At 68.4% G+C, this 23,511-nt stretch carries 11 protein-coding genes (1 of these 11 only partly in view); 6 read left to right on the top strand and 5 right to left on the bottom strand.

What is annotated here, in order from left to right:
- The 3 genes from ACPXCG_RS07650 to ACPXCG_RS07660 all read left to right on the top strand — a co-directional run.
- On the top strand, positions 1-15,261 hold the 3' portion of the coding sequence (locus ACPXCG_RS07650; protein WP_425790739.1) for a non-ribosomal peptide synthase/polyketide synthase. The gene continues 9,762 nt to the left of window position 1, outside the view; only the last 15,261 of its 25,023 coding nucleotides appear in the window; its start codon lies beyond the left edge, outside the window; its stop codon occupies positions 15,259-15,261.
- Positions 15,258-15,500, top strand: a complete 243-nt coding sequence (locus ACPXCG_RS07655; protein WP_425790741.1) for an MbtH family protein — start codon at positions 15,258-15,260, stop codon at positions 15,498-15,500. The genes ACPXCG_RS07650 and ACPXCG_RS07655 overlap by 4 nt, the downstream gene beginning before the upstream one ends.
- 257 nt (positions 15,501-15,757) lie before the next feature.
- Positions 15,758-16,066 carry a hypothetical protein gene (locus tag ACPXCG_RS07660; RefSeq protein WP_425790743.1) on the top strand — a complete coding sequence of 103 codons (309 nt, stop codon included), beginning with the start codon at positions 15,758-15,760 and terminating at the stop codon, positions 16,064-16,066.
- A 50-nt stretch (positions 16,067-16,116) separates the two neighbouring features.
- Here the strand turns inward: ACPXCG_RS07660 and ACPXCG_RS07665 are convergent, their stop codons facing one another.
- Entirely contained in the window at positions 16,117-16,779 is a 663-nt protein-coding gene (locus ACPXCG_RS07665; protein ID WP_425790745.1) for a DUF4190 domain-containing protein, read from the bottom strand.
- 179 nt (positions 16,780-16,958) lie between these two features.
- Positions 16,959-17,471, bottom strand: a complete 513-nt coding sequence (locus tag ACPXCG_RS07670; RefSeq protein WP_425790747.1) for a DUF4878 domain-containing protein — start codon at positions 17,469-17,471, stop codon at positions 16,959-16,961.
- Positions 17,472-17,609: 138 nt separating this feature from the next.
- Here ACPXCG_RS07670 and ACPXCG_RS07675 point away from each other — a divergent pair, with 138 nt between their 5' ends.
- Together ACPXCG_RS07675 and ACPXCG_RS07680 are read left to right on the top strand one after the other, a co-directional pair.
- Complete coding sequence (locus tag ACPXCG_RS07675; RefSeq protein ID WP_425790749.1) at positions 17,610-18,734, top strand: LLM class flavin-dependent oxidoreductase; 1,125 nt, start codon at positions 17,610-17,612, stop codon at positions 18,732-18,734.
- Between the two features lie 2 nt (positions 18,735-18,736).
- On the top strand, positions 18,737-19,420 hold the full coding sequence (locus tag ACPXCG_RS07680) for a CE1759 family FMN reductase (protein ID WP_425792070.1): 684 nt from the start codon (positions 18,737-18,739) through the stop codon (positions 19,418-19,420).
- Between the two features lie 7 nt (positions 19,421-19,427).
- On the opposite strand, the gene ACPXCG_RS07685 is transcribed toward ACPXCG_RS07680, so the two are convergent.
- Positions 19,428-20,438, bottom strand: coding sequence for a pirin family protein (locus ACPXCG_RS07685; RefSeq protein ID WP_425790750.1), 1,011 nt, complete (start codon positions 20,436-20,438; stop codon positions 19,428-19,430).
- Positions 20,439-20,625: 187 nt separating this feature from the next.
- Here ACPXCG_RS07685 and ACPXCG_RS07690 point away from each other — a divergent pair, with 187 nt between their 5' ends.
- Positions 20,626-21,483, top strand: a complete 858-nt coding sequence (locus ACPXCG_RS07690; RefSeq protein ID WP_425790752.1) for a glycosyltransferase family 2 protein — start codon at positions 20,626-20,628, stop codon at positions 21,481-21,483.
- Between the two features lie 102 nt (positions 21,484-21,585).
- Here the strand turns inward: ACPXCG_RS07690 and ACPXCG_RS07695 are convergent, their stop codons facing one another.
- Both ACPXCG_RS07695 and ACPXCG_RS07700 read right to left on the bottom strand, forming a co-directional pair.
- On the bottom strand, positions 21,586-22,593 hold the full coding sequence (locus tag ACPXCG_RS07695) for an alpha/beta hydrolase (RefSeq protein WP_425790754.1): 1,008 nt from the start codon (positions 22,591-22,593) through the stop codon (positions 21,586-21,588).
- A 130-nt stretch (positions 22,594-22,723) separates the two neighbouring features.
- Positions 22,724-23,497, bottom strand: coding sequence for an acetoacetate decarboxylase family protein (locus ACPXCG_RS07700; RefSeq protein ID WP_425790756.1), 774 nt, complete (start codon positions 23,495-23,497; stop codon positions 22,724-22,726).
- Positions 23,498-23,511 lie beyond the last annotated feature (14 nt).

The raw sequence follows: 23,511 nt of genomic DNA on the forward strand, positions 1-23,511 counted from the left end.
GGCGTGGCGCAGGTCGGCGTGACCGAATCCTTCTTCGCCGTCGGCGGCAACTCGCTGTCGGCGATGCGGGTGGCGGCCCGGGTGGCCGACGAGTTCGGTGCCGCGGTGTCGGTGCGGGACATCTTCGACGCCCCGACGGTCCGCGGCCTGGCGGCCGCGGTCTCGTCGCGTGGCGCGGGTCTGGCGCCCCTCGTGGCCGTGACCCCGCGACCGGCGCCCATCCCGCTGTCGTTCGCGCAGACCCGCATGTGGTTCATCAACCGATACGAGCCCGGCACCGCGACGTACAACATCCCGGCGGTCCTCCGCCTGGCCGGCGCACTCGACGTGGATGCCCTGCGCGCCGCGGTGGTGGACACCGTCGAGCGCCACGAGGTGCTCCGGACGACCTTCCCGGCCGTCGACGGTCTGCCGGTGCAGGTGATAGATCCGGTCGACCAGGTGACCGAACGGCTGGACTGGGCCGTGGTGGACACGCAGGCCGACGTGGAGACGGCGATGACGACCGGCTTCGACGTGACCGCACAATGGCCGCTGCGGGTACGGCTGCTCGCGGTTTCCGACGACGAGTACCTGCTCGCGGTGATCGCACATCACATCGGTTCGGACGGCGAGTCGATGTTGCCGCTGGTGACCGACGTCGTATCCGCGTATGTCGCTCGGGCAGAGGGACGAGAGCCCGAATTTGCGCCGCTGGCAGTCCAATTCGCGGACTACGCGATCTGGCAGCACCGTGTGCTGGGGTCGCCGGATGCACCGGATACGGTGATCGGCCGGCAACTGTCGTACTGGCGAGACCAACTCGTCGACGCGCCCGGCGTGCTCGAACTCCCTACGGACCGGGAACGTCCGGCCGTCGCCTCCCATCGGGGTGCACGCGCCGGGTTCGTGTTGCCCGCCGAACTCGGACGGCAGATCGGTGTCGTGGCCCGGGCGTTCGGGGTCACGCCGTTCATGGTGGTGCACGCCGGTCTCGCAGTCCTGCTGGCGCGGCTGTCGGCCACCGACGACATCACCATCGCGACCCCTGTCGCGGGCCGCGGTCAGGCAGCGCTCGACCCACTCGTCGGGATGTTCGTGAACACCCTGGTCCTGCGGACCCGGGTCGACACCGCGATGACGTTCGCGGCTCTGCTCGACGACATCCGGCTGACGGATCTCGATGCCTTCGCTCATGCGGACGTCCCGTTCGAAACCGTCGTCGAGGCGCTCAATCCCACGCGCTCGGAGGCATTCGCGCCGCTGGCGCAGGTTATGCTCTCCTTCGATCCGGCCGCGTCGGCGGAGTCGGCCGAGCTGTCGATAGGGGGGCTGTCGGTGCAGTCGATCGAACCGTCGTGGGTTCCCGCACAGCTCGACATGTCAGTGACGGTGAGTTCGGCGGTGGAAGGCGACTGGGCGTGCTCGATCGTCTATGCGACCGATCTTTTCGACCGCCCGACCGTCGAGAACATGGCCGACCGGTTCGTGTCGGTGCTGACCGAACTGGTCGCGAGCCCGCCCGCCGCCGTCGGCGACGTGAATCTCATCTCCACCGACGAGCGGGCCGTCGTGGAGAGCTGGTCGTTGGGCCCCGTCGTCGATGTGCCCGCCGATCTGGTACCCGACCTCGTTGCTGCACAGGCTCTCCGTACACCTGATGCCGTTGCGCTGGTGTTCGGCAACAGGTCCGTGTCCTACGCCGAGTTCGGCGCGCGGGTCGCGGTGCTGGCCCGCGAACTCATCGCCGCCGGTGCCGGACCGGGTGTGGCCGTGGGGGTCTCGCTGGAGCGTTCGGTGGAGATGGTGGTCGCGGTGAATGCCGTCCTCGCCGCAGGCGCGCAATACGTCCCCATCGATCCCGACACCCCGGTCGACCGCGTGGAGTACATGTTCGACACCGCCCGCGTCCGCGTGCTCGTCGTCGGTGCCGGACGAGCCGTCGTCGCCGCGACGGTCGACGGCGTGCGGACGGTCGAGGTGGACGCGTCAAATGAGGTCGACCTGTCGGTACCGATCGTGACCGACGCGGATCGGCCGGCGCCCTTGCGTTCCGATGATGCCGCATACACTCTGTTCACCTCGGGATCGACAGGCCGCCCGAAGGGCGTGACCGTGTCGCACCGCGCGCTGGTGAACCGGATGCGGTGGTGCCTGGACATCTTCGACTGGACCGCGGCTGAGCGGGTGATGCTGAAGACGCCGTTCACCTTCGACGTGTCGGTGCCGGAGTTGTTCGCCCCCGTGATGATGGGGGCCACGACGATCGTCGCGCGCGCAGGTGGTCACCTGGAACCGGTCTACATCGCCGATCTCATCGCGCACGAACGCGTGACGTCGGTGCATTTCGTGCCGGCGATGTTGTCGGTCTTCCTGGACGTGGTCCCGGCCGAGAAGCTGGACGGGCTCGGTGTGCTGCGCTGGCTGCTCACTTCGGGTGAGGCGCTGCCCGTCTCGGTGGCGACCCACGCGCACCGCGCATTGCCGGGCGTGCAGATCGTCAACCTCTACGGGCCGACGGAGGCCACCGTCGACGTGACGGCCGTCGACGTGACCGGCGCCGATCGCGTCACGATCGGTCAGCCGGAATGGAACACGTCGACGTACGTGCTGGACGCGCGCCTGCGCCCGGTGCCGCCGGGTGTCCCCGGCGAGTTGTATCTGGGTGGCGTGCAGCTGGCACGCGGCTACGCCTCACGCCCCGGGCTGACGGCCGAGCGGTTCGTGGCGGATCCCTTGGGCGGCCACGGCGAGCGGTTGTACCGCACCGGCGACCTCGTCCGTTGGAGTCCCGGCGCCGGGAGCGGAGCGAGCGGGCTGAGTGTGGCCGGCGCCGGGAGCGGAGCGAGCGGGCCGAGTGTGGCACATCGTGGCGAGATCGAGTATCTGGGCCGCACCGACTTCCAGGTGAAGCTGCGTGGGCAGCGCATCGAGCTCGGCGAGATCGAGTCGGTCATCGCCTCGGCACCCGGGGTGGTGCACGTGGCGTGTGCGGTGGTCGACGCGCCCATCGGTGGCCACCACCTCGTCGCGTATGTGGCGCCCGCCTCTGTCGACGAAGCCGCGGTCACGACGCTCGTCGCCGAGGCATTGCCGGCGTACATGCGACCGACGGTATGGATGTTCCTCGACGACATCGAACTCAACAGCTCCGGCAAACTCAATCGGAAGACGTTGCCCGCCCCGGTGTTCGAGGTCGGCGAATACGTGGCTCCGGACACCGACGCCGAGGTGATGGTGGCCGAGGTGTTCGGTGAGGTGCTCGGCGTGGAGCAGGTCGGGGTGACCGAATCGTTCTTCGAGGTCGGTGGCAACTCGCTGTCGGCGATGCGTGCCGCCGCCCGGGTTGCCGACGATCTGGGTGTCGACGTGTCGGTGCGCGACCTCTTCGAGTTCCCCTCGGTGCGGGCGCTGATCGCGGCGGTGGGCGGGCGTGCACAGACCGTGGCGCCCTTGGTCGCTTCCCGGCGGCCGGAGCGGCTGCCGCTGTCGATGGCGCAGTCTCGCATGTGGTTCATCAACCGGTTCGACCCCTCGTCGCCCGCGTACAACATCCCGATGGCGCTGCGGCTGACCGGTGACCTCGACCTCGACGATCTCGTGGGTGCGCTGGGCGACGTGATCGAACGCCACGAGGTGCTGCGCACCGTGTACCCGCTCGACGGCGACGCTCCCGTCCAGCGCATTCTCGCTGCCGACCGTGCCCGCGATCTGTTCGATTGGCGTGTGGTGGACGACGAACGTGAGGTGACGGCCTCGGCGGCGAAGGGCTTCGACGTGACCGTCGACCTGCCGATCCGTGGGTGCGTGCGCCGTTCCGCCGACAACACATACGATGTGGTGCTGACCGCTCACCACATCGCGTTCGACGGGTCGTCGACCGCGGTGTTCGTCCGTGATCTGCTGTCCGCGTACCTCGCGCGGGTCGACGACTCGGTCCCCGGTGCGCGACCCCTCGCGGTGCAGTATGCCGATTACGCACTGTGGCAACGCAAGATGCTCGGTGACGTCGACGACCCGGCGAGCCGACTCGCGCAGCAGCTCGGCTACTGGCGTGAGCACCTCGGGGCTGTGCCGTCGGTGACCGATCTGCCGATGGATCGGCCGCGGCCGGCGGTCATGCAGACCATGGCCGGTGTGGTGTCGATGACCGTCGACGACGATCTGGCCCGCCGGGTGGAGGAGTTCGCGCGCGCCGAAGAAGTCACCCCGTTCATGGCGACCCATGTGGCACTGGCGATCCTGATCGCGCGGCTGGCCTCGACCGACGATGTGGTGATCGGCACGCCGATCGCCGGCCGCACGGATGCGGCGCTCGGTGATCTGGTCGGCATGTTTGTGAACACGTTGGTGCTGCGCACCGCGGTGCCCCCGGCCCAGACGGTCACCGACCTCGTCGCGAAGGTGCGGCGCGAGGATCTCGATGCGTTCGCCAACGCCGATGTCCAGTTCGAGGAGCTGATCGACGAACTCGCGCCGACCAGGTCGACGGCCTTCCCGCCCCTCGCCCAGATCGCGTTCACCCACGTCGACGGCGATCGGGGAACGGCAGCCCTCGAGACGGCGGGACTCCGTGCGGAACCACTCGATTTGGCAGATCAGGTCGCCAAGTTCGAGTTGTCGGTGGCGGTGACCGGGCGGACGGCGGTATCGCCGATGACCGTCGATTTCGTCTATGCGCGTTCGATCTTCGACGAGTCGACGGTCCGTGAATTCCTGACGGCATGTCTGCGGATCGTCGAGTCGATGGTCGACGATCCCACCGTCGCGGTCGGCGACATCGATCTGCTCACCGCCGGTGACGTCGCCGCCTTGGCGCCGGTGAGAGGTGGACCTGCCGCGCCGCCCCGGCTGCTGAGTGCGATGTTCGCCGATGTCGTCGAGAGCCATCGCGACCGTGTCGCGGTGGTCGACGCGACCGGGGCCGCGCTGACCTACGACGCCCTCGATGCCCGATCCAATCAGGTTGCACGATGGCTGGTCTCGCAGGGTGTCGGCGTCGAATCGCTGGTGGCGCTGGCCCTGGGCCGATCGGTCGAGTTGCTGACCGCGATCTGGGCGGTGGCCAAGACCGGAGCCGGCCACCTGCCGATCGACCCGGCGTATCCCATCGAGCGCATCGAGCACATGCTGGCCGATTCGGGTGTTCGGTTGGGCCTCACCGCCGGGCGCCACCGATCTGCCCTGGGAACCATGGCCGACTGGGCCACCATGGATTCCGCCGAGACCCTGGCGGCGATCGACGAGATGAGTCCGGCTCCGGTGGCCGATCACGAACTGATCGGCACGCCCCATCTGGATGCCGTCGCCTATGTGATCTACACGTCGGGCTCCACCGGTACACCGAAGGGCGTGCAGCTCACCGCCCGCACACTGGAGAACTTCGCGCTGACCGAGGTCGACCGTTTCGACGTGACCGATCGCTCGCGCGTGCTGGGGTTCGCCTCCCCGAGCTTCGACGCGTCAGTCCTGGAATGGCTGATGGCGGTCGCCGCGGGTGCGGCACTCGTGTACCGCCCCGACGATGCGCTCGGCGGGGAACCGCTGGCCGAGTTCATGCGTGCACAGCGGGTGACACACACGTTCCTGACGCCGACAGTGCTCGCCACGCTGGAACCCGAAGGACTGCCGGATCTGCGGGTGCTCGCCGCCGGCGGCGAGGCGGTACCGCCCGCGATGGTCGATCGTTGGGGATCGCTGGTCGGGTTCCACGACATGTACGGACCCACCGAGACGACCATCGTCGTGGCGATGAGTGACGCGATGCGGCCCGGCGTGCCGACGACCCTCGGCGGGCCGATACCCGGAGTCGCCCTCCTGGTACTGGATTCGCGGCTGCGCGTGGTGCCGGTCGGTGTCGCAGGTGAGTTGTACATCGCCGGTGGGGTGCTCGCCCGCGGATATGTGGGACGGCCCGGACTGACCTGCGAACGGTTCGTCGCGAACCCGTTCGGCGTCGATGGCGAGCGGCTGTATCGCACCGGCGACGTCGTGCGCTGGCGGCGCGACGGTTCCGGCGAGATCGCGCTCGACTATCTGGGTCGCAGCGATGATCAGGTGAAGCTCCGTGGTCTGCGTATCGAGCTGGGAGAGATCGAGGCGGTCCTCGCCTCTCATCCCTCGGTCGAATCGGCGGTGGTGATCGGTGTCGGCGGTTCGGTGGCCACCGCGCTGGCCGGCTATGTCGTGCTCCGGGAGCACGTCGAGACCGGTGAGCTGCGGGCCTTTGTGGGGCAGCGATTGCCGTCGCACATGGTGCCGTCGAGTCTGACGGTGCTGGATGCGCTGCCGTTGACACCGGTCGGCAAGCTGGACAAACGCGCTCTGCCCGAGCCGATGGCCGACGGCGGGCGTGAGTTCGTGGCCGCCGCCACCGGGGCGGAGGAGTCGGTGGCGCAGGTGTTTGCCGACGTGCTGGGAATCGGACCGGTCAGCGTCATGGAGAGTTTCTTCGAACTGGGCGGCAACTCGCTCTCCGCGACCCGGGTGGCCGCCCGCGTCTCGGACGTGTCCGGAGTCGATGTGTCCGTCCGCGACGTCTTCGAGGCGCCGTCGGTCCGTGAGCTGGCCCGGTCACTGGACGGTCGGGGACTCGGTCTGGCGCCGGTCAAGGCGGCTGTGCCGCGTCCTGAACGGGTGCCGCTGTCGTTCGCGCAATCGCGCATGTGGTTCATCAATCAGTTCGATCCCTCGGCCTCGACCTACAACGTCCCGGTGGTGTTGCGGCTGACGGGCGCTCTGGACGTCGCCGCGCTGCGCTCGGCGCTGGCCGACGTGGTGGCGCGACACGAGGTCCTGCGTACCACGTTCCCGTCGGTGGCCGGGTCGCCGATCCAGGAGATCGCGCCCGTCGACGGCATTGCCGGACAGCTGGACTGGGCGATCGTCGACTCCGCTGCGGCACTCGATGCGGACGTGACCGCGGGTTTCGACGTGACCGCGCAGTGGCCCGTGCGTGCCCGACTGTGGCACGTCGGCGGCGCCGAGTGGGTGTTCGCGCTGGTGGCCCACCACATCGCGGCCGATGGCGAGTCGATGGCTCCGCTGATCGGCGACGTGATGGCCGCATACGCCGCGCGCGCGGCCGGCATGGCGCCGGATTTCGCGCCGCTCGAGGTGCAGTTCGCCGACTTCGCGATCTGGCAGCACGAGGTGCTCGGCTCGGCGGGTGATGCCGATTCGGTGGTGGCGCAACAGCTCTCATACTGGGCGAAGCGGCTGTCCGGGCTGCCCGACGTGCTCGAACTGCCGTCGGACCGACCGCGTCCGGTGGTCGCGAGCCAGCGGGGTGATCAGGTTCCGTTCCGGATTCCCGCCGACGTGGTCGAGCGGATCGGATCGGTGGCCACGGAGTTCGGCGTGACTCCGTTCATGGTGGTGCACGCCGGGTTGTCGGTGCTGCTGGCGAGGCTGTCGGCGACCGACGACATCGCGGTCGGCACCCCGATCGCGGGCCGTGGCCGTCGAGAGCTGGACGCGTTGGTGGGCATGTTCGTCAACACCCTCGTGCTGCGCACCCGGGTCGATGCGCCGATGTCCTTCGGCGAGATCCTGGATCAGGTCCGGGTGACCGATCTCGACGCCTTCGCCCACGCAGACGTCCCGTTCGAGGCGCTGGTGGACCACCTGGACCCCGTCCGGTCGGAGGCGTTCGCGCCACTGACCCAGATCCTGCTGACCTTCCACCAGGCAGCCCTGCCGGAGCTCGCGGCGGGAGTGGGCGCGACCACGGTCGCCGGTCTGACGATCTCGCCGGTGGAGCCCCCCGAGACCCCGGCCAAGGTCGACCTGACCTTCGGTATCGCCGCCGACTCGCCGGATACGTCCTGGCCGGCCCAGATCGTCTATGCGACAGACCTCTTCGATCGGTCGACGATCGAGACGATGGCGGACCGCTTCGTGCGTGTGCTCGCCGGGTGCCTCGAGTCGGTCGACGGGCCGGTCGGTGACGTCACCCTCGTGTCGGCCGCCGAGGCCGCCGTGTTGTCGGCCCTGCCGGCACCCGTCGTCGACACCGTCAACACCCGTCGCTCTCTCGTCGACCTGTTCCGGTCGACGGTGGACGCACACGGTGGGCGACAGGCGGTCACGGCCAACGGCGTCACCCTCTCCTACGAGGCGCTGCAGACGCGTTCGGACGCGGTCGCCGCCGCACTCGGGGCCCGCGGTGTCGGGTTCGGCGATCTGGTCGGGGTGGCCACCGCGCGCACGGTGGATCTCGTCGCCGCCGTGCTCGGTGTGCTCAAGGTGGGGGCGGCGTACCTGCCGCTCGACACGACGAATCCCGCCGAACGCCTGGCCTTCATCGTCTCGGATGCCGCGGTGGGCACCGTGATCACGGATGCGGCCACCGCAGGCCACGAATTGTTCTCGGTGCTGCCGCCCGGCGTGACGACCGCGCACGTCGCGGATCTGGTGGCCGAGGGTGCCGCACAGACCGCCCCGCCCGTCGTGATCCCGCCGTCGGCGCGGGCGTACGTGATCTACACCTCCGGGTCGACGGGCCTGCCGAAGGGGGTGGAGATCACCCATCAGGACGTGGTGACCCTGATGGACACCGCGGCAGGCGATTTCGAGTTCCGGGCCACCGACGTGTGGACCATGTTCCATTCGTATGCGTTCGACTTCTCGGTCTGGGAGCTGTGGGGACCGTTCCTGTCGGGTGGTCGGCTGGTCATCGTCGACCGCGACCTCGCCCGTGATCCCGACGCGTTCGTCGAACTGCTGGCGGACGAGGGCGTCACCATCCTGAGTCAGACGCCGTCGGCCTTTTATCAACTGATCGACGCGCGCCGCCGGAACAGCGTGGATCTCCCGCTGCGTTATCTCGTGTTCGGCGGCGAGGCACTGAGTTTCGACCAGGTGCGCCGATGGTTCGACGATCACCCCGGGGACTCCCCGCAGCTGGTGAACATGTACGGGATCACCGAGACCACCGTGCATGTCAGCTTCCGCCCACTGGACCGCGCGCTGGTCGCCGCGGGTGACGCCTCGCTGATCGGTCGCCCGCTGCATTCGCTCGGCATCCACATCCTCGACGGACGTCTGCACCCCGTACCGCCCGGCGTGATCGGCGAGATGTACGTCACCGGCGGTCAGCTGGCGCAGGGGTATCTGGGCCGGCGCGGCCTGTCGTCGACGCGGTTCGTCGCGAGCCCGTTCGGTCCCGACGGCGGCCGGATGTACCGGACCGGCGACCTGGCCCGCCGCGTGGGCGACGACATCGAGTACCTGGGACGCGGCGACGCTCAGGTGCAGCTGCGCGGATTCCGGATCGAGTTCGGCGAGATCGAGGCGGCGCTGCTCGGAGTGGACGGTGTGACCGCGGCCGCCGCCGGCGTCGTCGACCTACCCGGTCGTGGTGAACAGCTGATCGGCTATGTGGTTGCCGAGCCCGATGTGGCACCGGACTCGCAGTCCGTGCGTGACACCGTGGCCCGCGCGGTTCCCGGGTACATGGTGCCCGCGCTGATCGTCCCGATCAGTCATCTGCCGCTGACGGCCAACGGCAAGCTGGACCGGCGCGCCCTGCCGATGCCGGAGATCGGCGGCGCCGGCGAGGATTACGTGGCACCCGAGTCATCGGTGGAAGAGACGCTCGCCCAGGTCGTGGCGGGCGTCCTCGGTGTCGACCGGGTGAGCGTCGTCGAATCGTTCTTCGCGCTCGGCGGGGATTCGATCCTGGCGATCCAGGTGTCGTCGGGGGCCCGGGCGGCCGGGTTGGTGGTGTCGCCGCGAGATGTGTTCGAACACAAGTCGGTCCGGGCGATGGCGCGTGCGGTGGCGGCCGGTGGTGAGGAACTGGCGCTCCTGGAGGAGCCTGCCGGTGACCCCCCCGAGATGGTCATCCCGCCGGTGGCGTCCTGGATGCTCGAGTTGTCGGACTCCGCGGAGGATTTCGCGGACTTCTCGCAGTCGGTCGTGCTGGTGGCGCCGGATGGACTCGATGTCATCACGCTGCGCCAGGTGCTGCAGACGGTGGTGGCGGCGCATCCGGCGATGTCGGCGAGGCTCGTCTTCGACGACGATGTGTGGGTCGGGACGGCCGGTGACGGTCGTAGGTGTGTGGTCGACGAGGCGAGTGCCGACGCAGCGGTGGCCTCGGCCGGGTTCCACCAGGCGTTGCACGCGGCGCACGCTGTGGCCCTCAGTGAGTTGAATCCTGCTGTCGGACAGTTGGTGTCCTCGATCCTGGTCACGGGTTCCGACGGTGCGCGCGTGGTGTTGGCGATCCACCATCTCGCCGTGGACGCGGTGTCGTGGCCGATTCTGATCGAGGATGTGGTGACTGTCTGGAGTCAGATGCAGGCAGGTCAGGAGCTCTCGGTTCGGGCCGAGGTGACCTCGGCCCGCGCCTGGCATGCCGCGCTCGACACACAGATCGCCGACCACGAGTCCGAGGTCGACCACTGGCTGGCCCGGGTGGATCGGGAACCGACCAGCTTCGGCTCGCCGCTGGACCGCACGCGGGATCGCTTCGGTTCCGTGTCCGCGGAACGCGTTCGGATCGATTCGAGAGTGACGGAGGCGCTGCTCACGGCGGTGCCGGAGGCATTTGCCGGCCACGTGAACGATGCGCTGGTGGCGGCGTTGGCACGGGCGGTCCGATCCTGGCAGCGGTCGCGCGACATCGCGGACGACGCGGCGGTGTCGGTGCTGATGGAGGGACACGGCCGCTACGAGGAGGTTGTCGAGCGGGGTTCGGACCCGCGGTCCGCGGATCTGTCGCGGACGGTGGGCTGGTTCACCGCGATCACACCGATGACGGTCGACCCGGCCGGCAGCATCGTGCACGCGGTGAAGGCGGCCAAGGAGGAGAGACTCGGCCAGCCCGACCGCGGGATCGGGTTCGGGTTGTTGCGCTTCGGTGGTGATCCGCGACTGGGCGGGTGTGCGCTGCCGTCGATCGGCTTCAACTTCTTCGGCGCAGGCACCCGCGGCGCCCGAGACGAGATCGAACTCCCGTTCATGGTCGATGTGGAGGCGCCGTCGCTGCCGGCGTCGGTCTCCGGGGCGATGACGGCGATGAATGTGCTGACGGTGAACGTGGGCACGCAACAAGCGGCCCGCTCGCAGACTCCCGGTGCCGAGACCACGGATGAAGGCCGTGAACTCGTGGCGGACTTCCTGTTCGTCCAGGGGATCGTGTCGGCCGCGGACGCTGCCGACCTCGCGCAGCGCTGGTCGGCCGAATTGACGGCCGTGGTCGAGTCGGTGCAGGAGGATGATCCGGGACTGTCGCCGTCGGATGTGCCGGGTACGGGGGTCTCGCAGGCCGATCTGGACGCCCTCGACCTGCGGTACCCGCGCGCGGACATCTGGCCACTGGCGCCGCTGCAGCGGGGACTCCATTTCGAGTCGGAGATCGCTGGGCACGGCGGCACCGAATCATCGGTGGATGTGTATGTGGTGCAGTCGATCCTGAAGCTGGGTGGGACCATCGACGTCGCCCGTCTGCAGGTCGCGGCCGAGGCCTTGTTCGCACACCATCGTGCCCTGCGGTCCGGTTTCGTCCGTACCGGCAGCGGTGCGGTCGTCGCGGTGATCCCGGAGTCTGTCGTGTTGCCCTGGCAGGTCGTCGATCTCGACGGAGGGGATGGCGGCGGCCAGGTCGACGAGGCGATCCGACAGATCGCGGACGCGCAGCGCTCGGCACCGTTCGACCTCGAGGCGCCACCGCTGATGCGGTTCGCTCTGATTCGTCATGGCGACGCCGCACACCTGGTGGTCACCAATCATCACATCCTGATCGATGGGTGGTCGGGTCCGTTGGTGCTGGCCGACCTGCTGGCGCTCTACGCCGGCGGTGTCACCTACACCGGCCAGGTCGGCAGGGGCAGCGGCGATTTCGCGGACCATCTGAGACGTCTCGCCGAGGTCGACCGGACTGCCGGGCCGGCGGCCTGGCGTCAGGTGCTGGCCCCGCTGGAGGGACCGACCCTGGTCGCGCCGGGCGTCGAGGCCACCGCGGAATCGTTGCCGCAGGACCGTTCGACGATCCTGGATGCCGAACTGACCGCGGGGATCGAGGCGGTGGGGCGGGCCGAGGGCGCCACGGTGGCCACGGTGCTGCAGTTCGCGTGGGCGGTGTTGCTGTCGCGGCTGACCGGCAATCAGGTGGTGACCTTTGCCGAGACGGTGTCGGGACGCCCCGCAGACCTGGAGGGTGTGGAGTCGATGGTCGGACTCTTCATCAACACCCTGCCCGCCGTGGTGGATGTGGACCCGGCTGCGCCCATCTCGGACGTACTGGGCCGGTTGCAGGCGGCGAAGGTGTCGGTGCTCGACCATCAGCATCTGGTGTTGCCGGAGTTGACGGCATTGGCCGGGGTCGGTGGGCCACTGTTCGACACGTTGACGGTGCATGAGTCGTATCCGGTCGACACGGATTCGCTCTCGACCACCGACGCGGCATTGACCGGTGGCCTCGAGATACAGGACTTCGAGGGCACCGACGCGACGCACTATCCGCTGAACATGTCCACGTCACCGGTTCCCGGGGAACGGATCTCGCTCACCCTCAAGTACCTGCCCGCGGCGTTCGACGAGAGCCAGATCCAGGTCTTCATCGATGCGCTCGTGCAGATCCTGCGTACCGTCGCGACCCGATCGGACCTGCTCACGGCCGACATCCCGCTCGTCGGGGCCGTCGACGGGCGTGCTCTGGCACCTGTCTCCGGCGGCGTCGGCACTGAGCCGCGGCTGCTCGCCGAGATGTTCGCCGACGTGGCCACCCGACATCCGGACCGGGTCGCGGTGGTCGACGGCACCGGCGCGTCACTGACCTACGATCAGCTCGACCGTCGGTCCAATCAGCTTGCGCGGTGGCTGATCTCACGTGGGATCGGGGTGGAGTCCCTGGTGGCGCTGGCGGTCGGGCGTTCGGTCGAACTGCTGACCGCGATCTGGGCGGTCGCCAAGACCGGCGGGGGCTACGTGCCGATAGACCCGGACTATCCGGCCGATCGGGTGGCCACCATGGTCGAGGACTCCGGCGCGATCCTGGGTCTGACCATCGCCACCGGCGTCCTGCCGGACCAGGGATTCGCCTGGGTGCGTCTCGACGACGACGCGGTGGGAGCCGAGGTCGGGAGTCTCCGCGACGACCCGCTCCGAACGGACGAGAAGCTCGGGCCGGTCCGGCCCGAGAACGTTGCGTACGTCATCTACACGTCGGGTTCCACCGGACGCCCGAAGGGCGTCTCGGTGACCCACACCGGGCTGGCGAACTTCGCTGCGCAGGAGTCGGCCCGGCTGTCGGTGGGTGATGCTCCGGTGGTGCTGGGATTCGCCTCGCCGAGCTTCGACGCATCGGTGCTCGAGTACCTGCTCGCGACCGTCAACGGCGGCGCGGTCGCCTACCGGCCGGCAGATGCGGTCGGTGGTCCGGTGCTGCAGGACTTCATGCGCGAACACCGCACGACCCACACGTTCCTCACCCCGACGGTGCTGTCGACGCTGGACCCGGCCGGGCTGCCGGACCTCGAAGGTCTGATGGCCGGCGGTGAGGCGGTGCCGCCGGCCCTGGTCGAGGCGTGGTCGCCGCATGTGCCGATCCACAATCTCTACGGACCGACCGAGACGACGATCGGCATCACTCTCAGCACCGCGATGGAGGCGGGCCGGCCGGTTCGTCTGGGCCGACCGCTCGCGGGGGTGGAACTGCTGGTCCTCGACAGTCGACTTCATCCCGTGCCCGTCGGGGTCCCGGGCGAGTTGTACGCGGTGGGTCGCGCCTTGTCGCGCGGCTACCTCGACAGACCCGGGCTGTCCGCCGAACGGTTTGTCGCGAACCCGTTCGGGGACGCAGGCGCCCGGATGTATCGGACCGGCGACGTGGTGCGGTGGCGCCGGGACGACACCGGCGACGTCGTGGTCGAGTACGCGGGTCGGTCCGACGACCAGGTGAAGCTGCGCGGGCTGCGCATCGAGCTGGGTGAGATCGAGGCGGTCCTCGCCTCGCATCCCTCGGTGGAATCGGCAGTGGTACTGGGCGTGGGCGGATCGGTGGCGACCGCGCTGGCCGGCTACGTCGTCGCGGACTCAGCGGTCGACGTCCGCGTGCTGCGCGAGTTCGTCGGAGGGCGGCTGCCCTCACACATGGTGCCCGCGAGTATCGCGGTACTCGACTCGCTGCCACTGACGCCGGTCGGCAAGCTCGACAAGCGCGCCCTGCCGGAACCGGTGATCGATACCGACGCCGAGCGGTATGTGGAACCCGCGACCGACGACGAGAGGACGGTGGCGGGTGTGTTCGCCGACGTCCTCGGCGTGGATGCGGTAGGGGCCCTCCACAGTTTCTTCGACCTGGGCGGCAACTCGCTGTCGGCGACCCAAGTGGTCGGCCGACTGCGTGAGCGCGGCGCCGACGTCGAGCTCGCCTGGCTGTTCAACGATCCGACCCCGCGCGGGCTCGGGGCCAGGATCGGCGGCGGGTCGGGCAGCGGCGGAGATGTGGTCATCTCGCTCAACGCCCAGGGTTCCCGGGCACCCTTGTTCTGCATCCATCCGGCGGGCGGGCTCGCGTGGTTCTATGGCGGCTTCGTGCCCTATCTCCGGGATCGTCCCGTCTACGGCGTCCAGGACCCGCACGCCGTGGCCGGGGAACCGAGTGCCGAGTCGATCGAGGAGATGGCCGACCGCTACCTCGCCGAGATCCGCCGGATCTCTCCGGACGGGCCCTATCACCTGCTCGGATGGTCGCTGGGCGGTTATGTGGCCTACGCGATGGCCACCGCGCTGCAGGCCGAGGGGCAGGAGGTGGCATTCCTCGGCGTGATGGACTCCTCACCGGTTCCGGCATCGGACGAGGAATCCGCAGGCGTCCGACTCGGTGGAGATTTCGTCGGCGACTTCCTGGGCGGCTGGCGAGACCTCTTCGACCTGGGCGAGGACGTCCGTGCCGAGTCCGCCGAGGACGTCGCGGAGATCATCCGGCAGCAGATATCGTCGATGGGGCTGTTGAGCGCCGATCAGGTGCAGTGGGTCATGGACAGTTTTGCCACCGGAGAGGAACTCGTGGAACAGTTCCGACCAGCACCGTTCGATGGTTCGTTGCTGGTGTTCACGGCCACCAGGGACAAAGCGGACCCGAGCGCGGTCGCCCGCGGCTGGGAACCCTATGTCAACGGCTCGATCGCGAACGTCGATGTCGACGCCGACCACCTCGGTCTGGCGAACGCTTCGGCGCTGGAGGTGATCGGGCCCGAGCTGAACCAATGGTTGACTATCGATGGTGGTCACGAGTCCGTGACCGGTGAGAGTGGAAAGGACCGACTATGACGAATCCCTTCGATGACGAGAACGGCCGATTCTTCGTGCTGGTGAACGACGAGAACCAGCACTCGCTGTGGCCGACGTTCGCCGACATCCCGGCCGGTTGGACCAAGGTCTTCGGCGAGGACAGCCGTGCGGCCTGCCTGGAGTACGTCGAGCAGAACTGGACCGATCTGCGGCCGAAGAGCCTGATCGACGCCATGGAGGCGGACAAGGCTGCGCAGGGCGGCTCAGCGTCGGAGTGAGATCGCGGCGAAATGTCGCAGCGATAACGCTTGCACATCAAGCCCATTGGTCACTCCGATAACTCTGTTCACGGACGTAACATCTGAACACGGCAATTAACGCAGAGTTTCTGTGGATTCGCCGACAGATACCGCGTCACCGGTTTCCAAAGTGCCGTTAGCAAGGCAAGCTATATAAGAAGGACCCGGTGCCGGCTCGAACTGGGAGGCAGAGTGGCCAGGGTCGACATCACGAAGTCGGGGGAGTGGCTGTGAAGATGACTGACGTGCTGGAAGACATCCAGAAGCGGGCGCAGGTGACACCGCGCCTGACGGCTGTGCGCTTCGGCGACGACGTCGTCAGCTATCGTGCCCTCGACGAGAGCATCTCGTCGTACGAGTCCGTGATGGATCGCCACGGCCTGTCCCGCGACGCCGCGTTCCATGCCGGCCTGCTCCACTGCATGCCGTCCCTGACCCGCATCGACGGCACCGCCGAGCGCAATCGAGTGGTCGGCGAGGTCGTCGCCTGGCTGGGACGGGACATCGAGGGCGGTGCCGACAACGAGTTGCGCGCCGTCGGCTGAGACCCCGTCTCCGTCGAGACCAGGAATGGCTCCGGAGTTCCTCGCCGGTCTCAGATGACGGCGAGAACGGCCAGGATCACCAGTAGGATCGGCGTGCCCACGACGACGCTCGCCGTACCCATCACGATGGCAGCCACCGCCCGGCCCGTCCCCTGACGGCGCTGTTGGCCCGACCCGATCTGTTGGCCCGAACCGATCTGTGGGCCCGACCCGATCTGGACGACCGCCACGATCCCCAGGACGACGCCGAGGAATCCGAGCACCGCGCCGACCCCGAGCAGCGCGAGTGGCAGGGACGCTGATGAGGCCACCACGGCGGCCGTCGCGGTGGCCGGCGCCGGCCGCTTCTGCTGTCCGTATCCGGGTGAATATGGCGACGCCGAATATGTGGACGCTGGATATATGGACCCTGGATATACGGATGCTGGATACGTGGACGCTGCCGCGGTCCATGCGGGATCCGACCAGGCCGGGTCGACCGTGTGTACCGGCAGGTCCCAGATCTCGCCGACCCTGGGCAACGGCGCATGCACCGGCGGTGCGGCGATGATCTGAGCAGGCACGTGTCCGATGTTCTCGCCGGTGACCGGGTTGTCGGCGATCGACAGATCTTCGGCGGCCGGTCGGTCGGCATCCTCGGGCGGTGGCCACCGTAGGTGGCGATCGGTGACCGGCGCATCGATCGGCTGGGTGGGGTGTTCGGTCACCCGCATGGCGAACCTCCTGACGGCCGGCGAGCAGATTCCGCGCCGCCGGTCCATTGTTCCTGATTCCCCTCGCGTCCGCCGGTGACCGCGCACGCGGGCAGGTCACGACATCGCACCGCCCGGCAGACAGAAATCTCGCCGCACCCCCTGCGGGGATGCGGCGAGATTCGTCGAATGTCTCGGGATCAGCCCCCGTGCTGGCCACCCATGGACGAGAGTTGGGTCACCGCGCTGCCGGCGAGCTTCCAGTCACCGTCGGCTTTCACGTAGGCGAGTGTGACGTCGACCGGTTGGGGTGCGTGCGGGCTCTTGATCGACACCGTCGCGACCGCCTTGTCGTCACCGTCGGCCTTCACTTCTTTCACCGTGTACACCTCCGGGGTGTAGCCGGCCATGTTCGAGGCCTTCGCGTAGCCCTGAATGGCGGCCTTGGTGACGGGGTTCGTGGTGTCGACCACTGCGTCGAGTTCTGTTGACGAGGTTGCCGGGTCGACCGACTTGCGCAGGATCACCTGGGCATCGTCGGTGCTCAGTCCGACGACGGCCTGTTTGGCGTCGCTGGCTGCCGACGCCACCGCTGCCGACGCACCGCTTGCGGCGCTGCTGACGGTGTCGTTCGCCTCGTCGGAACAGCCGGCTGCGACCAGCATCGTCGCTCCGGCGAGCAGCGCTACGGCCACGGACTTCCGAACCTTCATTTCGCCTCCTCCTCTTGGATGAGCCAACACTAACCTACGCAGCTGGGGGCCCGATCGCGGAATTAATCGGACCGCGGTCCGGTTAGATTGGGTGACGTTCGTATCAGACAGATTTGCATCAGACACAGGAGGCGCGACATGCAGTTCGGACTCTTCAGCGTCAGTGACATCACGGTCGATCCCACCACAGGGGTGGCGCCGACCGAGCACGAGCGGATCACGGCAGCCGTGGAGATCGCCAAGAAGGCCGAGGAGATCGGCCTCGATGTGTTCGCAATCGGCGAGCACCACAACCCGCCGTTCTTCTCGTCGTCGCCGACCACCACCCTCGCCTACATCGCCGCCCAGACCAGCACGCTCCAGCTGTCGACGGCCACCACCCTCATCACCACCAATGACCCGGTGAAGATCGCCGAGGACTTCGCGATGCTCCAGCATCTCGCGGACGGCCGCGTCGACCTCATGCTCGGCCGGGGGAACACGGGCCCGGTCTATCCGTGGTTCGGTCAGGACATCCGCCAGGGCATCCCGCTCGCCATCGAGAACTACCACCTGCTGCATCGGCTCTGGACCGAGGACGTGGTCAGCTGGGAGGGCAAGTTCCGCACCCCGCTCACTTCCTTCACCTCCACGCCGCGGCCGATGGACGGCGTCGCCCCGTTCGTCTGGCACGGATCGATCCGCAGCCCCGAGATCGCGGAGCAGGCCGCCTATTACGGCGATGGCTTCTTCGCCAACAACATCTTCTGGCCGAAGGAGCACTTCCAGCAGTTGATCGGCTTCTACCGCGAGCGGTTCGAGCACTACGGGCACGGCACGGCGAACCAGGCCGTGGTCGGTCTCGGCGGACAGTTCTTCATCCGGAAGAACTCACAGGACGCGGTCCGTGAGTTCCGTCCGTACTTCGACAACGCCCCTGTCTACGGACACGGTCCGTCCCTGGAGGAATTCACCTCGGAGACACCGCTGACCGTCGGCAGCCCACAGGAATTCGTCGACAAGACGCTCACTTTCCGCGAGACCTTCGGTGACTATCAGCGTCAGCTGTTCCTGGTGGACCATGCCGGCCTGCCGCTCAAGACGGTGCTCGAGCAACTCGACCTGCTCGGCGACGTCCTGCCCGATCTGCGGGCCGGATTCGCACAGGGCCGTCCGGCCGATGTTCCCGATGCGCCGACGCACGCCTCGCTGGTGGCCGCCCGCGACGTGTCGGCCACTGCGGATGCCGGTCAGCCGGCACAGCCGGAGGCGGTGCGCTCGTGAGCATGCGGGTGGTCGCGGTCAACGCGGGGCTCGGTGACCCGTCGTCGACCCGCCTGCTCGTCGACCGGCTCGTGGACGCCATCACCGAGCACGCGGTGCGGGACGGGCTGAACATCGACGTCGAGGTCATCGACCTCCGGGATCTCGCCGTCGACGTCGCGCGGTCTATGACGACCGGATTTGCGGTCGGCGGGGTGCGCGCGGCGGTGGACGCGGTCCACGGCGCCGACGGATTGATCGTCGCGACACCGGTTTTCAATGCGTCCTACAGCGGTCTGTTCAAGTCGTTCTTCGACCTCGTCGAGGTGGATCGGATGCAGGGCCTCCCGGTGGTCATCGCGGCGACCGGCGGCAGTCCGCGGCACTCGATGGTTCTCGATCACGCCATGCGTCCGCTGTTCGCCTACCTCCGCGCGGTGGTCATGCCGACCGCGGTCTACGCGGCGGCCGAAGATTGGGCCGGCACGTCGGGCGACACCGCGTTGCTGTCGGACCGAATCCGTCGTGCGGCAACCGAACTCGTCGCCGCACTGCCACCCGGCCGGCTCGAGCAGGGCGCCCCGGCAGGCCGGGCGCAGGCGAACGGGGCGGACCGGGACAAGGACGACAGTCGAGGGGCCCACCAGTCGGCGGTCGAGAAGGCGGGTATCGCCAACTTCGCAAAGTTGTTGGGCGAGCAGGCCTGAACGGGCCTCAGGCGCGGCCCGGCGGGTTGCGCCTGGGTCGCAGGTGTGTGGTGGGCAGGGCCGGTGCGGGCAGGTGCTGGACCTCGCCCTGATAGCCCTCCACCTGCCCGAATCGGTCGCTGTGATCGGTCCATTCCTGTCGGTACCGGACGATGTCGTCGTGACTGCGGCCGACGAAGTTCCACCACATGATGATCTCCTCGTCGAGGGGGGTGCCGCCCAGGATCACCAGGCGCGCATCCTCTTCGGCGTCATTGCGCACCCGCAGATGTGTCGCTCCGACGCCCACGTATCCCAGTTCGGTGCGCTCGAGCGGTTCGGCGGCGACGTCGACGAGTCGGATGCGCCCGGCGTCCACGAGAATCCCGTGTTCGAAGGACGGCGACACCGGCAGATCGATCTCGGCGCCGGGCGTCATGGTGATCTCGGCGCCCATCAGTGGCGTGAAGGTCTGGACGGGCGAACGTTCGCCGAGCAGTTCCCCGAGGAACACGCGCACGGCGACGCCCTCCCGCTCGATCACGGCCGGTACGTGGTGCGCGAAGTCCCTGGTCGTGTCGGCCGCGGCCGCCGGCAACGCGATCCACAGCTGAACGCCGTGCAGCAACGTGGTGTCGGGGGTAGAGACCTCGGTGTGGGCGATCCCGTGGCCCGCGGTCATCAGATTCAGCTCTCCCGGCCGCACCACCGCGTGGTTGCCCATGGTGTCGCGGTGCTCGATCGCGCCGGAGAACAGCCAGCTCACCGTCTGCAGCCCGGTGTGGGGATGCGGCGGAACGTCCATGCCGCCGGTCGCGGAGACGTCGTCCGGGCCGTAATGGTCGGCGAAGCACCATGCGCCGATCAGCGATCGTCTGCGCTGCGGCAGCGTGCGACGCACCGTCATCGCCCGCGGCCCGCCGAGCGGGACGTCACGTGCGGTCAGCACCTCCACGGCCGGCCTCCCCGAGTCCTGCGCGGGATCTGTCGCACCCGACCGGCAGTCGAGCTCGGCAGGCTGGATCTCGAGATTGCTCATGGGCATCCTTCGACGAATGGGCTGGCGGTCTCAGTCTAGAGAAGCGCTGGTGCGGATTCGTCGATGTCGGTATCCGGATGACGGGTCCGGACGGGTGAATCCGCCACCGGATGCGCGGTGCCGACGCCGCGCTGCGCGGTCGCGCTGGTTAACATGCGACGAGCACCGACAGCGAGGGAGACGCGAGATGTTCACGGTCAGTGTGGTGATTCCGGTCTACAACGAAGAAGAGGTCATCGCCGCGTGCCTGGAGGGCATCGCCGCTCAGACTCGTGCCGTGGACGAGTGCATCGTCGTCGACAACAACTGCAGCGACCGGACGGTCGCCGTCGCCGAGTCGTTTTCCCATCGGCTTCCCATCCGCATCGTGACCGCGCCGCGCCAAGGCGTCGGGTGGGCGCGCGATGCCGGTTTCGACGCGTCGTCCACCGACGTCATCGGCCGGATCGATGCAGACACGCGGCTGGACCCGAACTGGTGCGCGTCACTCGTCGAGTTCATGACCGGGCGACCAGAAGTCGCCGCGGTCACCGGCTTCGACTACCTGTACGACGTCCCACTCGAGCACCGGTTCGAGAAGCGTCAGCGCCGTAACGCCGAACGCTCCTCGGAGGGCCGCAAGGCGTTCACGCTGCTGGGGAACAACATGGCGATACGCCGCACCGCATGGGACTCGGTCCGGTCGGATGTGCCGAATCTTCCGGGTACCCATGAGGACATCGATCTGTTCTTCACGCTGCTCGAGAAGGACGCGGTCGTGTGGGTGGTGCCGGCGATGCTGGCGGGGGTGTCGCCCCGCCGATTCCGGATGAGCCCGTGGGCCAATCGGAAATATCGGGCCGCGGCGGTGAAGACCACGAAGGTTCACGGTCGGCATCGCCAGGCGAGATTCATGGTGGCGCAGTCACCGCTGCTGTACACGTCCCTCTTCGTCTGGTGGCTGCGGGTGAAGCCGTTCGATCCGCGGACGCGGACGTGGCGACCGTGGCGGCTCTTCGCGCGAGAGGACGAGCGGGCGTCGCCGATGACTGCCGAGTGGGGCTGACGCCGCGTCGTCGGGTCACCGGCCCTGGTGGGCGATGCCTGCCGGGTGATGCCTGCCGGGTGATGCCCGACGACGGGCGTGCGCGGTCAGGATGCCAGGCGGTCAGGATGCCAGGTCGCGGGCGATCTTCGGCCATGTCCGGCGCAGATCGTCCTGCCAGTACCCCCAGGAATGGGTGCCGTTGGGACGCACCGACACGTCGGCCGGGATGTGCAGATCGGCGAGGCGCCGGGCCATCTGGCCGGTGCACTGCCCGACGGCGCTCTCCAGGACACCGCCGACCAGGGTCTGGTTGGCCAGCCACGCGGCGTCGCCCTTGACGGAGGGATCGTTCAGAGTCTCGTGCGGACCCGGCAGACCGTTGCCGCTCGTCATGTAGATCTTGGTGCCACGCAGTTTCTCGGCATTGAGGTACGGGTCGTTCGCACGCCACACCGGACCGCCGGGTGGGCCCCACATGCTGGTGACCTTGCGTGCACTGAAACTCTCGACGACGATCCGGACGTAGGCCTCGCCGAGGGGATCGGTGGTGCGGGCACAACCGCTGAATGCACCGACGGCCCGGTAGAGCTTCGGCGCGGCGATCGCCAGATTCAGCACCGACGTCCCGGACATCGAGATGCCGCCGATGGCATTGCGTCCGGTGGTCGAGAACTGTCGGTTGATCAGCGGGGGGAGTTCCTTCGTGAGGAAGGTCTGCCACTTGACGCGTCCGAGCTCGGGGTCGTCGTGGATCCAGTCGGTGTAGTACGACGCGGCGCCGCCGATGGGAGTCACCACGTAGGTCTTCTTGTCCGCGAAGTACTTCTTGTAATCGGTGCGGGCCGCCCACGTCGCCCCGTCCTCGCCGCCGCCCGCACCGTTGAGCAGATAGAAGACCGGAGACGGGGTGCTGCGGTCGCGCGGGGTGAGCACCTCGACCGGGAAGGTCTTGCCCATTGCGGCCGAGTAGACGGTCAGGGTGTCCTGTTGCGGTCCGTCGTGGACGACCTTCACGATCCGCGACGGCTTCGCCGGCGCGGCCTGAGCGGTGCCGGCGGTGGCGAGGAGTGACGCCACCGACCCGACGACGATCAACAGGACCGTTGTCCAGCGCCTGAGCGGGCTCACGGTGCGATTCACTCCTTTGGTCGGGATTCCGACCGTCGCCGGATCCGGCACGGTCGAGGACGGCCCACGGGTTGCGGGCGGATGAACTCACAAAGTAGTCGGTCCGCGGCGGCGGATTGTTACAGGGTGGTCACGGTGTGGCGGAGATGACCGTCGCGTCCTCGAAAGCCATCGTGACCCGGGAGACCGAGGACGCCATCAGCGCGTGCCGGCTCAGCTTCAGGGAGCGTAGCTCGTCGGCGATCGGGTGGGTCCCGAGGACGAGGTCGGCGCCGCCCATGCGGGTGCGGGTGCCCGAGGTCGAGGTGAGTCGCCACGGCGTCATCCGCAGGACGCCGTCGAGCTGGGAGTAGGCGTTGAGGACGGTGTCCTGCGCGGAGTCCGGGACCCGTATCCCCGGGCGGACCGTCAGGTCCGCGACGAGCTGTCCGTCGGCGACGACGCGGCCGTGCTTGGTCGACGAATCGTGATCGACCTCGAAATCGGCGAGGGTCTTGGGGAAGCCCCAGATGCCGCGGCCCGCGGCCAGGGTGAAGTCGCCGTCCACCGGCAGGTGATGGATCAGCGCACGGGCATCGCCGCCGATCAGGGAGCGAAGAGCCCGGATCGGTGACGAGGGAGGCCGGGTCGGATCCTCGACGAGGAAGCAGACACCGAACTCGTTGTACGGTCCGAGGTCGCCGTCGACGTAGTCGACGAACACCAGCATGCACATGGTGCGTCCGGGCCGGATGCGCAGCGGACGCGGGTACGCGTCGCCCGCATCGCCACCGGTGCGGATCGCGTGCTCGACGGCGTCGCTGTCCGCGGTGAAGCCGGCGACGAAGCATCGGGCATGCCGGATCTCGACCGGCATGGTGACTGTGGTGCCCAGTACGTCGTGAGTGGATGCGGCGGAAGCCATCGGCGGGTCTCCTC

The organism is Gordonia sp. DT218, from assembly GCF_049847105.1.
GTDB lineage: Bacteria > Actinomycetota > Actinomycetes > Mycobacteriales > Mycobacteriaceae > Gordonia.

Coding starts and splice junctions, on each gene's coding strand:
- ACPXCG_RS07655 (WP_425790741.1), top strand. CDS start 15,258: ATGACGAATCCCTTCGATGACGAGAACGGCCGATTCTTCGTGCTGGTG.
- ACPXCG_RS07660 (WP_425790743.1), top strand. CDS start 15,758: ATGACTGACGTGCTGGAAGACATCCAGAAGCGGGCGCAGGTGACACCG.
- ACPXCG_RS07665 (WP_425790745.1), bottom strand. CDS start 16,779: ATGCGGGTGACCGAACACCCCACCCAGCCGATCGATGCGCCGGTCACC.
- ACPXCG_RS07670 (WP_425790747.1), bottom strand. CDS start 17,471: ATGAAGGTTCGGAAGTCCGTGGCCGTAGCGCTGCTCGCCGGAGCGACG.
- ACPXCG_RS07675 (WP_425790749.1), top strand. CDS start 17,610: ATGCAGTTCGGACTCTTCAGCGTCAGTGACATCACGGTCGATCCCACC.
- ACPXCG_RS07680 (WP_425792070.1), top strand. CDS start 18,737: ATGCGGGTGGTCGCGGTCAACGCGGGGCTCGGTGACCCGTCGTCGACC.
- ACPXCG_RS07685 (WP_425790750.1), bottom strand. CDS start 20,438: ATGAGCAATCTCGAGATCCAGCCTGCCGAGCTCGACTGCCGGTCGGGT.
- ACPXCG_RS07690 (WP_425790752.1), top strand. CDS start 20,626: ATGTTCACGGTCAGTGTGGTGATTCCGGTCTACAACGAAGAAGAGGTC.
- ACPXCG_RS07700 (WP_425790756.1), bottom strand. CDS start 23,497: ATGGCTTCCGCCGCATCCACTCACGACGTACTGGGCACCACAGTCACC.